Raw genomic sequence first — 14,833 nt, 5'->3', positions numbered from 1 at the left:
TTTTGTAATACTTTTGAAATATCTTGTTTCAATCTTTTTATATATTAACACAGTGTTATTTGGATTGCAAGGATTTTCTATTAATTAGTTTAAAACTTTGTAACATTTATTAATGATTTTGACATCAAAAAGGAGAACCTGTGATATCTCAGGTTCTCCTCGCATGTTTCTTATAGTCATTTATTACATATAAATTTCTTTCCGCGTATTTCCGATCAGAAAAGATCTGCAAGGATCTGGTTGGCTGTTTTCTTCAGATATCCGTTGGGATCGGAAAGTGTGCTTCTGTTCCATCTGAAGTATGCACCGTTTCGGATATAATTACCGCTGGATTCATGATAATCATATTTGCTGACTCCAGGATACCTGGACATGTAAGTTTCTGCCAGCTTGATCGCCTGGCTTCCGTAAGTTCCGCTTGGTGTCGGTGTTCCGGAAATCTGTACGCCGGCATTAGGTGTACAGTGGAGAATCACAACACTCTTATCAGAACACTGTCCGAGAACGATCCAGGTATGTCCGCTGTTGTATCCGATATCTCCCGGATAAAGCTTCCAGTTTGAGCTTGCCAGCTGAGACTGGGAAACGATGGTTCCCATTCCCTTACCGGAATATAAAGATCCAATATCTCCGGAAACAGTAGTATACTGGGGTCCGCCGGATCTGCTCTGCATGATCTGATATACAGACCATCCTACAAAGCCGGAGCAGTCAAGGCCCTTCTGTTCTGTAGCTTCACTGAGATCCATATAATATCTGTAATTATAGGAGCTGGAATTGCTGTCATACCACTGTTTCCATTTTGGACTGATGCCCTTTCTGGTCGCATCTGACCAGTTGTGGCCGCCGCCCCATACGTAAAGAGTCTTTCCTACCGGAAGTAATGCATTGGCGAGGAAATTCTTGATGGTCCTGGAGCTTGTAACTGTAGCAGTACCCGGGTTGGTATCCAGGACACCATTGCTGCCAAATGTATACTTCTTGCCATCGATCGTCTTCGTTCCCGTAGCCATGACACCGGTTGACGGATCAAAATAATATTTATATCCTTTTTTGGAATTTGTGACCCATCCGGTAGCCATCACGCCGCTCTTGCTGTAAAAATAATAGGTATTGCTGCCGATCTTCTTAAAGCCCTTATACATAGCTCCCGTGTTTGGATCAAAATAACGCTTCTGCTTTTTCTTATTCGTTGCCCAGCCCTTTGCCATAAAGCATTTGCTGGTAAAATATCTGGTCACATTCTTCTTGTCTGTAAGGAATACGCTTCTTGCAGCAACACCACTGCCGCTGTAGAAATAATATTTCTTATTACTGATCGTGGCCCATCTCGTTGTCATATATCCGCTGGTGGGATTAAAATAGCGGGTATTGTTCTCTCTGTCTGTAAGCCAGCCTGTTGCCATATAGCCCTTGACACCGTTAACATTATAAAAATATCGTTTGCCCTTGGAATCCTTAGCCCAGCGCTTCATCTGCACGCCTGTGGATTTATTAAAAAAATATTTCTTCCCGTTCAGTGTAAGCCAGCCTTTTACCTTCTGGCCATTCTGATAATAATAGGATTTTCCTTTTTCGGTCTTAAAGCCGTTCTTGGCCGCAGCTTGTACATCGGTTGCCGTTGTATGTACAGTTGCTCCGGCTGCAAAGAACATCAGAACAAAAAAAAGTCCCCAGAGTTTCCATTTTCTGCTTAATTTTCGCATACATACCTTCCTTTGATAGATAGATCATTGATATTTACTATTTCTTAAGTCCGGCTGATCGTAAACATTACAATTTTGTTACAATTTTACGTCCATATTATATAACATTCTTTACAGTCCGTCAACTCTTTCCTTTTCTTTCAGAAAAAATGTCATTCCGGTATTACCAATGTTGATTTTATGCAGAAAAAATCCCCGAAACATCAGAAATATTCACTGATGCTCCGGGGATATGATCCTTTATGCAGTTTTACTCCTGTCTGTTACAGATCTGTTACAGATCCTTACAGAAATTTTTTGCGAAGCTCTGCTCCGTCAAGGGCACTTAAATATGCAGGTGCAACATCAAATACTGTCTTGCAGCCCTTCTGTCCTTCCTGATTCATACGGTATGCAGCTCTTGCATAGGCAACGATCACAGAAGATGTGAACTCAGGATTGGAATCCAGCTTCAGGCTGTACTCGATCACATGGCTATTCTCATTGTTCCAGCCTGTTTTTCCACTGCGGATCACAAAACCGCCGTGTGGAATACCGCTGTGGTCACGATCCAGCTCTTCCTGAGAAATGAAATGTACCGTTGTATCATACTCGTCAAAGTAATTCGGCATGGTCTTGATCTCTTCCTCGATACGTGCAAGATCAGCACCCTCCTCAGCAACTACGAAGCACTCTCTTGTATGTTTCTGACGTGTGGTAAGCTCCGGATTTTCTCCGTTTCTTACTGCCTCAAGTGCAGCTTCTACCGGAATGGTGTACTGCTTTGCATCCTTTACGCCTTTGATGCGGCGGACTGCATCAGAATGTCCCTGGCTGACACCCTTGCCCCAGAATGTGTAGTCGTTTCCATTTGTAAGGATCGCATTTGCATACATACGGTTCAGAGAAAACATTCCGGGATCCCAGCCTACGGAAATGATTCCTACATGTCCACTCTCTGTTGCTGCCTTGTCAACATTTGCAAAATGCTCCGGGATTTTCTTATGTGTATCAAAGCTGTCCACAACATTGAAATATTTTACATACTCCGGTGTCTGAACAGGAAGATCTGTCGCACTTCCTCCACAGATGATCAGGACATCGATCTCATCTTTCAGCTTCTCTGCGTCTTTTACAGAATAAACCTTTGCGGTCTCTGTAAGGATCTTTACAGTCTCCGGATCACGTCTGGTAAATACTGCAACCAGCTCTGTATCCGGATTATGCTTGATGGCGCACTCCACGCCGCGTCCCAGGTTTCCGTAACCTAAAATACCAATTCTTATACTCATAATGATTTCCTCCTCTTTTTCTCTGCAGTATGTCATTTTCCGGACAGCACTGTGAATTTCTGTCAGAAAAATTCCTCTGCGATCTATATCGCAAAACGGATCTGCCTGATCCGCCTTACAATCATATGGACATGCTGCCTCAGGATATTCCGATTCTCAGTTCCGGGATATCGATGACCGCTTTGTTTCTGCATCAGCAGCAGAAAAAGCCGCCCGGCCAGCACATGAAACAAGCCATGGTCCTACAGCAGGCATCACACATATCTCCTCCTGCGGTCGGCATTCCCCCAAAGGGATCCTGTCGCTGCTGATACCAGCCGCCACCGCCTTCCATTCTCTGGAGCAACATACGGTACTGCATATTATCCGGTTCCTGACGGACTGCCTCACGGATCTGATCCAGAGCTGTTACATTATTTCCCATTCCCATATTTGCCATAGCAGCCAGGTAATACCATTCTCCATTTTTCTGACCAAGAGAATCCAGTACATTCATAGCTTCCTGAAAATGACCGCTCTGCACATAATTGGCGGCCGCCCTTCTGCGCATACTTTCCTCATCCTGATAGGCACTGGAACCGGCATTTCCGTAATTTCCAAAACCACCGTAATTTCCGTAGCCACCATAACCATTCTGGGAACTGCTTCCGTACTCACGCTCTTTCATGATCTGTTCGTAAGCCTGCTGCACTTCTTTGAATTTTTCTTCGGCCTGATCCTTATTTGGATTATTGATATTGGCATCCGGGTGATACTTTCGGCTCAGCTTCCGGTATGCCTTTTTTATTTCATCATCAGATGCGTTTCTGGGAACTCCCAGCACGCTGTATGGATCTAACATCTTTTCTCTTTCTCCCGTTCTTCCCTGCGCTTCTGTCCGATTGCCGCAAAGCGGCACCAGACGCCGGAATATAAAATATTTCGAAGGATATCTCCGTATCGGATGATCGGCAGCTTTTCAAATTCTCTGCAGCATTCTGCAAGCATCATCATAAGAAGCCGGCGTACCTCTTCCTCGAACCCTTCTATCTTATATTTTTCAAGGAAAGGATTGTAATTTCCGTTTTCTGCATCTTTTTCCACATCATCATAAGCATCCAGGATGTAGATAAATTTTCCGAGATAAAATCCCAGACGGCGCAGGGACGATTCCCAGACATCCTTACGGAAGGCCAGAATCTCTTCCATGATACGTCCGGAACACCCGGCTACACGGTCCACATCGGTTTCCCTCTGTTTTTCCAGGGAAGAAAGCTCCTCCAGTGCGCCTCGGATCCTTTGGATCTTCTCCGGATAATCAGACATATGCATATTTCCGCAATTCTTCAGAATTCTTGCATATGCATAGTGCAATGGTTTGTGTTCATCCTGCCAGTCATCCATACATTTGTAATAAGTAAGGATCACATTCATATCCGCACAGTACTCAGTTACTGTATTTTTACGTACCGGCTGGGGCTTCAGCGGATGGACCACACACCTGGAAGTTCCCTTCTTCGTTGGCGGTTCATAAAGGGCACTTAAAAGAAGGACCGCAAATGTCATATCATAAGTCAGTGAAATCTGTCCCGGTATCCCGTATCTCTCCCGAAGTTCTCTGCAAAGGCCGCAGTAAAAAGAACGGTACACATCAAAATCCTTGAATTTTATTTCCGGTTTATTAACGGTCACATATCCGAACATGTCAGCTCCTTTTTACGAATTTTGTGTGGCATTTCGGACATTCAATCTCGATCTTGCCCTTTCCCTTTGGAATACGTATCTTCTGTCCACAGCCCGGACAGCTGTAGATGTGATGGGTCTTTCTCTGCTTCATCAGATTCTTTTCTTTATTGAAGCGAAAACGGAACTTCGACGTCATCTGAAGGAATTTCTGATTTTCGGCATAACGCTGCTGGATATTTCTGGAAAAAATACGTATATATGCATATACGATCGCTGCGACCCCGAGAATGTCAAGAGTGCTGCCGGCAGTTCTGCTGAATATATTGGCAAACATTGCCAGAATGATCAGAACCAGTGCAGCTCCCATGGTAAACCTGGAAAGATCATCCACTCCATAACGTCCCTGCATAAATTTATTGAATTTGTCTCTCATATGATCTGCATCTCCTTTTCACTGCCATACGGCACTGCCAAAAAATTTCCGTAAAAAAATCCGGAGGCAGTTCCTAACGGTCATTGCATACCTGGAAAATGTAGAATTTCAGATAATAGGATTCGTCAGCTGACCAGAGGATCGGATGATCCGGTGCCTGTGTACGGTACTCTACCTGGCGCAGTCTCTTATGGACATTCTTCGCTGCCTGACCGATGGTCTGTGTAAACAGCTCATATGTCATAAAATGAGAGCAGGAACAGGTTGCCAGAAATCCGCCGTCCTTTACAAGACGCATTGCACGGAGATTGATCTCACGGTATCCCTTGATGGCATTTTTTACAGAGCTTCTGGATTTCGTAAATGCCGGAGGATCCAGTACCACAACATCAAATTTCTCTCCCTTCTCCTCAAGCTCGGGAAGAAGCTCAAAAACATCCTCACAGAGGAATTTCACTGTTCCGTCCAGGCCGTTCAGACTGGCGTTTCGTCTTGCCTGCAGAACTGCAGTTTCCGACGCATCCACACCGAGAACACTCTGTGCCCCTGCAATTCCCGCATTCAGGGCAAAAGAGCCGGTATGTGTAAAGCAGTCCAGAACCTTCGCCCCCTTGCAGAGCTTCTGGATAGCAAGACGGTTATATTTCTGATCCAGGAAAAATCCGGTCTTCTGCCCGTCCCTGATATCTACTTCATATTTCACACCGTTCTCTTCAATCTGAACAAGTGTCGGAAATTCTTCTCCGATAAATCCCTTGGTAAGTTCCATTCCTTCCTGGCGGCGTACCTTTGCATCACTTCGCTCATAGACTCCACGGATCCGGATCCCATCCTCAGCAAGAACTTCCTTCAGTGCATCTATGATCGTTTCTTTAAGACGGTCGATTCCCAGTGCAAGAGACTGTACAACAAGCACATCTGAAAACTTATCCACAACAAGACCCGGAAGAAAGTCTGCTTCTCCGAAGATCACACGGCAGCTTCCGGTATCTACTACCTTCTTACGATACTCCCATGCGTCGCGGACACGTTGTTTCAAAAATTCCGGACTGATCTCTGTACGCTCATCTCTGGTAAGCATACGGACTGTAATCTTGGAATTGGTGTTGATAAATCCTCTTCCCATCGGATATCCGTCAAAGTCCCGGACCAGAACGATATCTCCGTTCACAAAACTTCCCATGATGCTTGCGATCTCATTGTCATATACCCAGAGGCCTCCTGATTTCAGGAATCTGCCTTCGCCTTTTTTTAATGTTACTACTGCCAGGCTCATAAATTCTACCTTTTCCCTTTCTCGTTTCCCTGTCACGGTTTGCGATGTATGAGTCCACAAAACCGATTTACGGTCAATTTTATCACAGAAAAATCCATTTTTCCAGTGCTTACACAAATCCTTGTCGTAAATCACAAAATTTTCATGATATCTTTCCGGCACGACAAAAAAATACCGCAGCAGAGGTTGTTTTCTCTGCTGCGGCGTATTCATCTCTTTTTCTGCTGATCTTTTATTCTGCTGCGGATTCCTCGGAAGCGTCCGTGTTCTCGCCGTAAAGACCTGCCAGATATTTCATGGTTTCTTTATAAAGTGTCTGCTTATCTTCCTGGGGAACATCTGCAAGAATAGCAGCTGCCACGTCTGTGGCATCTGTGTCATCCTGGGAACTGTCAATACCGAACAGCTTCTTCAGCTTCTGATCCATCATATTCAGCTCTGTACTCTGATATTTCTCTGTACCATCTGCCTCATAGGATTCTGTACCATCCTTCAGAATGTCATAATAATCCTTCTCAACAGTTTCTGCCACACTCTTCGCTGTCTGCTCATCCAGTATTACAGTTGCCACTGCCTCTGTATCTTCCGTTGCAGCAAGAAGGGATTCTGCATCGCCCTCATACTCGCCTTTTACAAAGAGGACAAATTTGTCATAATTGTTCTTTGCTTCTTCGCTGAGCACAGAAGTATCGTTTTCTGCACTGTCTGCCTGGTCTGAGCTGTCTGTACTTTCTGAAGATTCTGTGTCTTCTGTTGCTTCCGGGATTCCGGTTTCATCGGATGCACTATCATCTGTGCTGTTCTCGTCAGAAGCACTTTCGTCTGTGCTGCTCTCGTCCGATGCACTATCATCTGTGCTGCTCTCATCAGAGGTACTTTCGTCTGTGCTGCTTTCGTCCGAGTTTTCCTCATTGCCATAGGTTCCGTCGTCGGTAGCATCCGGAATTCCGGTCTCATTGCTTGTATCCTGAGAATCTGCTCCTGTTTCTTTCTCAAGACCCGGGTCTTCTGTGGAGCTCTGGATCACATCGTCCCCAAGAATGCTGTCATTTACATTGTTGACGATATCATCTGAAGAATCTTCATCCACATCTACGGTGTCATCACTGCTCTCTCCATCCAGTGTATCATCAGAGGAAGAGGCCTGGCCTGTGGTATTGGCATCTACCTGCTCCAGTGTTTCCTTCACATCATCATAATTGTAATCCTGCTGTGCGATCTGTCCCAGAAGAGACACGATCCTGTCAATATCGTCCTGGCTTATGGAAATATTGTTCTGCTCAGCCACATTGATGACAATATTCTGGATTTCATCTGCATTCTGTACTCCGTTCTGGATCACATCCATCTTAGACTGATTTACAACTGTTGTCGCCTCATTTTTACCAACCTTATCTGCAAGTTCACCGGTGGTTACGATCTCCTGGTTGGCAAGCTTCGTCTTGGTCTCATCCAGCTTCTCTCCACTGGCCTTCTCATATGCCATCTGAATACCGGTAAGTGCACCTGTTCCGGATACTTCCATCGGGCAGGCAGCAACTACTTCACAATTCTTCACACCGGATGTGGAAAGTGTGGTTGCGATCATATTACCTGTCACCCAGTTCAGATTTGCTGTGCGGACCTTGATCCCGCCGGACTGTGTAGGCTTCACATAAGCACAGCTCAAAGTTCTGGAACCGATCTGGGACTGTGGCGCGATATTATCCAGGTGTTTATGCTCATCCTCATTTGTAATGGTCATCACCTGCACCTGATCGGAACTTACATTAAAATATTTCATCATTGTCTGCTTCTGAGCATCCGTAAGATCTGCTCCAAGTGTTACTACCTTCGATGCATCTGCAAATACGGGATTTACACTTCCTGCCACAAGGCATGCACTGCAGAGCAGAGCTGCGATCATGTTTCTTTTTTTCATTGATCTTCCCTCCATATATTTTTTCGAATTGATTGTATCTGCTTAACTTTTGCGGTGTAAAGCGGACATTCATCTCCATTACTTACATCTCCACGAATGTGAGCGCTTCACGATCTGTCATTCTTGTTGTATTATAACACAGCTGCAGAAATATTTGTAATTTATATTATATAAAAAAAACGCTGCCGGAAATTATATCTCACATTTCTGACAACGTTTTATCGCTTTTCACTTTTTCCCAGCGAACTTATCTGATCCTGTTTAATTTTCCGGTTTCTTTTGCTTTTTTCAACAATTCCCGGTTTTTTTCATTCATGATACCAAAATCCTTCAGCGGACAGTACACTTTTTCACATTTTCCCATGAACTCCAGCGCTTCTTCAAAGGCTGACTCTGAAATGCATTCAAAAGGCTTCTCCGTGATCACTTTTGCAGCCAGTTCTTTTGCCACCTGATAATCTGCATCATTGGTATGGAGAACTCCGGTCACAAAAGGAATCCCCTGTCGCTGCAGTTTCCGGTATACCGGAATCCCACTTCCATTTCCTCCGATCACAAATACCTCCGGTTTTCCGGCCGGAGGTTCCATTTCCACGCAGCCGAATTCTGCATTATAGCTCCCACGGGTGATGCCATAAAGTTTCCGAATATAATCTGAGGTAAAGATTTCCTCCGGTGCACCATATTTCTCAATGTGATCTCCATGAACACAGATCACCTGGTCAGAAATCTTCTGGGCAAGATCCAGCTCATGAAGGGACATGATCACCGTCATCTGTTTTTCCAATACCATCTTCTTCAAAATGGCAAGAAGCTCCAGCTTATGCCGGATATCCAGGAAGGAGGTCGGCTCATCCAGGATAATGATCTCCGGTTCCTGGCAGATGGCGCGTGCCAGAAGGATACGCTGTCTCTGTCCGTCACTGATGGCTGTAAAATCCCGGTCCTTCAGATCCCAGGCGTGAACCATCTCCATAGCGCTTTTAACTTTTTCCTTGTCCTCTGCGGAAAGTATCCCAAGAGTTCCGGTATAGGGATATCGTCCGGTGGATACCACATCCTCACAGGTCATAAGCTCCGGGCGCATGCGCTCGGTAAGTACTACAGCCAGTTTTTTTGACACTTCCCTGTTGGTCATCCGGCTCATCTGTTCATGTTCCAGATATATCGTTCCACTGATCAGAGAAAGCTGTCTTGTGATACTCTTCAAAATAGTAGATTTTCCGGCACCGTTGGGACCGATCAGTGTCAGGATCTCTCCTTTATTCAGCTGAATATTGATCTCTTTGATCAGTGGTTTTCCATCATAGCCTACGGTCAGCTGATCTGTATAAAAAAAATATGATTTCATCGTTTATATCCTCTGCTGTCTGCGAATCATGATATAGATAACTACCGGTGCCCCGAAAACTGCCGTCACAGAACTGATGCTCAGCTCCGTCGGTGCAAATACAGTTCTTGCGATCAGATCACAGAACAGGCAGAACACTGCACCGCCCAGAAAACAGGCCGGGATCACAAGCAGCGGTCTGGCAGTCTTCAGGAGACTTTTTGCAATGTGAGGCACAGCGATCCCCACGAAAGAGATTGGCCCTGCAAAAGCAGTCACACAGGCAGAAAGAATACTGGAAAGCAGGATCAGAAGTATCCTGAAAACCTTGATATTAACTCCCATATTCTGCGCGTAAGTCTCCCCCAGCTGATAGGCGCTGATCGGTTTTGACATAAAAAATACGATCACCATGGTAAGAAGTACCACAACAGCCATAGTCTGCACATTCCCCCAGGTCATACCGGAAAAGCTTCCCAGTGACCAGTTGTGAAGATTGACTATGTTGGAATCATCTGCAAAGGTCACCACAAAGTCTGTGATGGCCGAACAGATATAGCCAATCATAACACCACTGATGACCAGCATGGACATGTTGTGGACTTTTTTTGCCACAAGGAGCACAAAGCCCATGGAGATCATTGAGCCCGCAAAAGCAGCCAGGATCATGGCACCGGAACCGATGGACACCGATCTGCTTAAAAAGAAGATCATCAGAAGCGCCACGATCAGCTTGGCACCGGAAGAGATTCCCAGTACAAAGGGTCCCGCGATAGGGTTGTTAAAAAAGGTCTGCAGCAAAAATCCGGAAACAGAAAGTGCTCCGCCAAGGATGATCACTGCCAGTATCCTGGGAAGACGGATCTCCCAGACGATATTATAAGAAGTTTCATCTCCCTGATGCCGGAATATGATGTTCAGGATCTCCTTCACAGAGAGGTGGATACTTCCGGAATTTACATTCCATATAAATAAAAAGATCAAAAGTACCGCAAGGATCACAAACGAGACCCCGTATCGGACTGCGCGTTTTCTGTCATTCATTTTTTCTGGTACACTCCTCTTCTGTTTTGTTATCATATCCTTTCGTTTCCTGCTCACAGGTGGAAACCGGCAAAGGAGTTAAAGCGAACACTGGAATTTATTTCAGTTTATGCATATAGGTCAGCTCATCCAGAAAATCATCATCTGTAGTCAGCATGGTGTGGATATCCTCGATCATGGTTCCAAGTCCGGTGGTTTCCTGGAAAAGATTTTTGCCTGTGCACCAGACATTTCCGTTCTTCACTGCCTTGAAATCTGCAAGAAGCTTACTTTTGGAAAGAAGCTCATCAATGGTCTTAAGTTCCCCGTCGATCGTACTGTTGTAGATGATATAGTCTGCATCCTTCGCCTTGGCATAAAATTCTTCCATCTGCATATTCATGGTAGAAAGAGCATTGTCATTTACTCCCGTATCCTCCGGAACATAATTTCCTCCTGCGAGGGAAATCATTTCCGAAACATAGTCGCCGCTTTTTCTTATATTTACCGCACCTACGGAGTTGATATAAAAGAACGCCACGGTCTTGTCTGTTTTATCTGCGGTGAGAACCTTATCCAACTTGTCCGTCTGCTCTTTGAATACCTTTTCTGCCACATCTTCTTTTCCCAGAAGAACTGCGTAAAGTTTCATCCACTCGGTTCTTCCAAGAGGATGACTCTCATAGCTGGAACGCTCTACCATTACAGGGATCCCGAACTGCTCCAGCTTCTCCTGTACCTCCGGATTGTGATGGATCATGGTGGATTCAATGGCAAGATCACAGCCCTCGTTCAGGATCAGCTCGTAATCCGGAGCACTGTACTTGCCGGCATAGATCATCTTTTTCTGTTCCATGGCGTCCTTTGCTTCCTGGATATACCATCCGTCTTCCTTGGTTCCGGAAAGCTTGATGCTGTCAATCCCGTCGATAGCGCGGAAAAGATCCATGGCCGAGGTTGCTACCAGATAGATATTGTTTATGGGCTGCTGCAGAACCGCAATGTCAGGATCCAGCCCCTCCGGTGCTTTCCTGCCCTCGGGAACTACAAGAAACTGTCCTTCCTGATCAATGGTGAGCAGCGCATAGCCATCGTTGTAGTAATCCACATTAAATTCCTTTGCGTAGGAAAGATCCATACTGTGGTCAAAGGTAAGGCCTGGAATATCCGCAGGCTTATGTTCTGTCTCTGCTGCCTGCACTGCAAAAGCACACCCCAGGATCAGGGTCAGCGTCAGAAATATGTATGAAATTATTTTTTTCATTTTTCTTCCTTTTTCATACTTGAAGAATCAAAATTCAGAGTATACTCAATCTCGTGAGGCGTACTCATGGCTACAGTATCTGCAGTCACTTCCATTTCTGCATCAAAGACAGTGACCGGGATCTCAAATGTGGAGTTTCCGTCTTTGTTCACCGGCTCATATTTTTCGCCGTCCACGATCATATAATCATAATTCGGACTGCTCCAGATGATGGTTGCCGTAGCTTCTTTGTCCTTGATCTCTACTTTGGCCGGAGATTCTACAGATGCTCTTCCTGATCCGCCTGTAAGGGTTACATCAGTCTCATAGGTTCCATCCTCCAGCTTCAGATCTTCCGGCTTTTTCCCTTCGGATTTCTTGTCGTCAGAGGTTTCTCCTTCTTTGGACTCATCTGACTTTTCTGCTGTCTTTTTGTCAGAGGCAGCTCCTTCTTTTTCTGTATCGTCCGCTGTTTTTTCAGCAGTATCCTCTGTTTTTACAGGATCCTTTACGCTGACTTTATGGTCGTACCATTTGCCTTTTTCTCCCAGGATCGCCACGTTAAATTCCTCACCAATGGCCGATACCGGGATATCAAATCCGTAAACCTCTTCTGTATAACCATCGCTGTACTTAACTGTATCTGTGGTCGGATCGATAATCTCTGCTCCGTCCTTCTGGGCATCCTCGGCAGTTCCCGCAAACAGGTTAACGATCTTCTTGGAAACCAGACTTACGTGGATGGTCATTTTACCATCTTTGACCGTGAGTTCTCCTTTTTTGTCATTGGCCTCATTTACATGAAACATGCTGCTGTCTGTATCAAACTCTGCTGTATAAACGCCATCTTCCAGTGTATCTGCTTTGTCTGCATCCGTATCCTTTTCTCCGGAAGTTTCTGCTTCCTCACCGGACTCGGTTTTTGTTTCGTCTGTTTTTGCCATCGCAGGCACAGAACCCAGCACCAGGACTGATGCACTTGCCATTGCAAGAATTAAGTTTACATAGCGTTTTTTCATGATAATCTTCTCCCTTCCATAGATACAGCAATCTGCCCGGAAAACAGTCTTCCTGATCTTTCCGGGCAGTTACATTGATTTCTTATAGGTATCTGAACTCACTCAGATATTTTTGTATTTATTATTCTGCGGACTCCTCAGCAGAATCAGCCTCTGTATCTGCTGCATCAGAATCTGCGGATTCATCAGTGCTTCCCAGAGAATCGATTGCTGCCTTTGTATGCTCTACATAAAGCTTCTCAACGGCTTCGATCCTTCCAAGACCCTCGATCTGGCAGTCAACCTTATCGAAGTTTCCGGATGCTACAAACTGGCTCTTCCAGGAATCCTCATCATCACCGGCCATATCGTTGTTTGCATGGTCTCCGGCAACAACCATCAGCGGACGAAGAACAACGTTCTTGTATCCTGCTTCTTTTACTTTCTCGATAACCTTGTCGCAGGCTGTGTCTTCCGGCTCACCCTCTACAGTACCGATGAATGCGTTCTTGAATCCAAGGTCTTCCATCTGTGTCTGCATCTGATCGTATGTAATATTAGCTGTATGGGATGTTCCATGTCCCATAAATACGAATGCTGTACCAGCCTCAGCTGCTGCATCCATACTGTCAAATCCTGCCTCTTTGCAAGCCTCATCTGTGATCGCCTGAGCAACTGCTTTCTTGTCATCGTTGATCACTGTTGCATCATCTCCAACCTCGCCGAGCATTGGCTCTGCGATAGCTACAGACTCGAATTTATCTTTATATTCATTGATCGCTTCTGTCATCTCATCGTACTCAGCACCGTGCATCAGGTGAGTAGGCTGTACAACCAGGTTCTTAACACCATTCTCTACTGCACGGTCAAGAGCCTGCTGCATATTATCGATCACTTCATCATCTCTTGCCTCTACATGGTTGATGATGATCTGTGCTGTAAATGCTCTTCTTACAGACCAGTCCGGATAAGCTTCTGCAAGAGCATCCTCGATTCCCTTGACATCCTCTGCACGGCTGTCATTGAAGGAAGTACCGAAGCTTACAACAAGAAGCTCATTCTCACCGATCTCATCCTGGTTACGCGGATCGTCCTTGGAAGCATCTCCTGTGTCACGTCCAAAGTAATCCGGATCTGCATTCTCACCCTCTACCAGCTCTTTCTGAGCGTCTGTCAGAGCATCCCATGCTTCTTTGGCTGCCTTGCAGTCCTCATCTGTTGTGTCGTTTCTTTCCTGTACATAGATCTTGTCGATCAGAGCTGCTACATTATCTGCTGCTTCCTGATCTGCATCGGAAGCCTCTGTGGTATCAGCTGCCTCAGCGTTCTCTTCTGTAGCAGAATCCTCTGCTGCCATTGCTGTTGTAGCTGCACCCATAGAGCATGTCATGGAAACTGCGAGCATCAGAGCTAACATTGTTTTTCTTTTCATTTCTTATTGTCCTCTTTTCATGTATTTCCAGAATACTGATATGTACAAAAAACGGCAGCTCTCTGCGGCTGCCTGCTCACACATGATTCTCTGCGCAATACAAATACATAAAAAGAAGTTCTGTATTGTTATGGAGAATACAGATTCGTAAACCGCGAACCCTTGAATCTCGCAATAAGGCAGTTCTCCTGACTTGGTTCCACGCTGCTTTCCCTTCCCGGTCTCCCAGTGGTTATAAAAGCAGCTCCCCTTTCACAGTGACGGTATCGTTCCGGATTCTCACCGGATTCTCTTTTGCACATCCGACTGGATGCAACCTTATCGTTATAACATTTGCACATATTTTCTTTTATCTGGTTATCTAATTTTTACCACAAACTCACAAATTTGTCAAGATTGATGTCGGACGATTCACGGTTTTCTGTGACCTTCAGTTACTGTTCACTCCGTTCTCAGTAACACGCTTCGCGATGCACAGAATTTATGCTGATCGCATAAATTCGCGCGGTATGTCTCGGTTTTTCTGTGACCTTCG

At 45.3% G+C, this 14,833-nt stretch carries 12 protein-coding genes and 1 riboswitch; all 12 genes read right to left on the bottom strand.

The features are described 5' to 3' along the window. Positions 1 to 215: 215 nt before the first annotated feature. Positions 216 to 1,706, bottom strand: coding sequence for an N-acetylmuramoyl-L-alanine amidase family protein (locus tag DWX61_RS02400; protein ID WP_118623584.1), 1,491 nt, complete (start codon positions 1,704 to 1,706; stop codon positions 216 to 218). 284 nt (positions 1,707 to 1,990) lie between these two features. After that, positions 1,991 to 2,977 carry a diaminopimelate dehydrogenase gene (locus DWX61_RS02395; RefSeq protein WP_110104065.1) on the bottom strand — a complete coding sequence of 329 codons (987 nt, stop codon included), beginning with the start codon at positions 2,975 to 2,977 and terminating at the stop codon, positions 1,991 to 1,993. Positions 2,978 to 3,170: 193 nt separating this feature from the next. After that, positions 3,171 to 3,818 (bottom strand): J domain-containing protein, encoded by a 648-nt coding sequence (locus DWX61_RS02390; RefSeq protein WP_021651556.1) that lies wholly within the window; start codon positions 3,816 to 3,818, stop codon positions 3,171 to 3,173. Then, positions 3,812 to 4,660, bottom strand: a complete 849-nt coding sequence (locus DWX61_RS02385; RefSeq protein ID WP_118623582.1) for a DUF5685 family protein — start codon at positions 4,658 to 4,660, stop codon at positions 3,812 to 3,814. Before DWX61_RS02385 ends, DWX61_RS02390 begins: the two co-directional genes overlap by 7 nt. 1 nt (position 4,661) lies before the next feature. Continuing rightward, entirely contained in the window at positions 4,662 to 5,075 is a 414-nt protein-coding gene (locus DWX61_RS02380) for a hypothetical protein (protein WP_118623580.1), read from the bottom strand. Positions 5,076 to 5,148: 73 nt separating this feature from the next. Continuing rightward, positions 5,149 to 6,351: a class I SAM-dependent rRNA methyltransferase gene (locus DWX61_RS02375; protein WP_015525970.1), complete on the bottom strand. Its 1,203-nt coding sequence runs from the start codon at positions 6,349 to 6,351 to the stop codon at positions 5,149 to 5,151. Between the two features lie 232 nt (positions 6,352 to 6,583). After that, the gene (locus DWX61_RS02370; protein ID WP_118623578.1) at positions 6,584 to 8,272 is read right to left on the bottom strand and encodes a DUF1002 domain-containing protein; all 1,689 of its coding nucleotides are present in this window, start codon (positions 8,270 to 8,272) and stop codon (positions 6,584 to 6,586) included. A gap of 247 nt (positions 8,273 to 8,519) precedes the next feature. Continuing rightward, positions 8,520 to 9,623, bottom strand: coding sequence for an ABC transporter ATP-binding protein (locus tag DWX61_RS02365; protein ID WP_118623576.1), 1,104 nt, complete (start codon positions 9,621 to 9,623; stop codon positions 8,520 to 8,522). Positions 9,624 to 9,626: 3 nt separating this feature from the next. Continuing rightward, positions 9,627 to 10,646, bottom strand: coding sequence for a FecCD family ABC transporter permease (locus DWX61_RS02360; RefSeq protein WP_118623672.1), 1,020 nt, complete (start codon positions 10,644 to 10,646; stop codon positions 9,627 to 9,629). 97 nt (positions 10,647 to 10,743) lie between these two features. Next, the gene (locus DWX61_RS02355; protein WP_118623574.1) at positions 10,744 to 11,889 is read right to left on the bottom strand and encodes an ABC transporter substrate-binding protein; all 1,146 of its coding nucleotides are present in this window, start codon (positions 11,887 to 11,889) and stop codon (positions 10,744 to 10,746) included. Further along, the gene (locus tag DWX61_RS02350) at positions 11,886 to 12,887 is read right to left on the bottom strand and encodes a hypothetical protein (RefSeq protein WP_118623572.1); all 1,002 of its coding nucleotides are present in this window, start codon (positions 12,885 to 12,887) and stop codon (positions 11,886 to 11,888) included. The genes DWX61_RS02355 and DWX61_RS02350 overlap by 4 nt, the downstream gene beginning before the upstream one ends. A gap of 121 nt (positions 12,888 to 13,008) precedes the next feature. Next, complete coding sequence (locus DWX61_RS02345) at positions 13,009 to 14,298, bottom strand: sirohydrochlorin cobaltochelatase (RefSeq protein ID WP_118513176.1); 1,290 nt, start codon at positions 14,296 to 14,298, stop codon at positions 13,009 to 13,011. Positions 14,299 to 14,459: 161 nt separating this feature from the next. Next, a riboswitch (cobalamin riboswitch) is annotated at positions 14,460 to 14,634 on the bottom strand. Between the last annotated feature and the right edge of the window lie 199 nt (positions 14,635 to 14,833).

The sequence above is a fragment of the Ruminococcus sp. AF20-12LB genome (assembly GCF_003478985.1).
GTDB lineage: Bacteria > Bacillota > Clostridia > Lachnospirales > Lachnospiraceae > Blautia_A.
The sequence above is the reverse complement of the archived record's forward strand: the minus strand, read 5'-3'. Positions and strand labels throughout refer to the sequence as shown.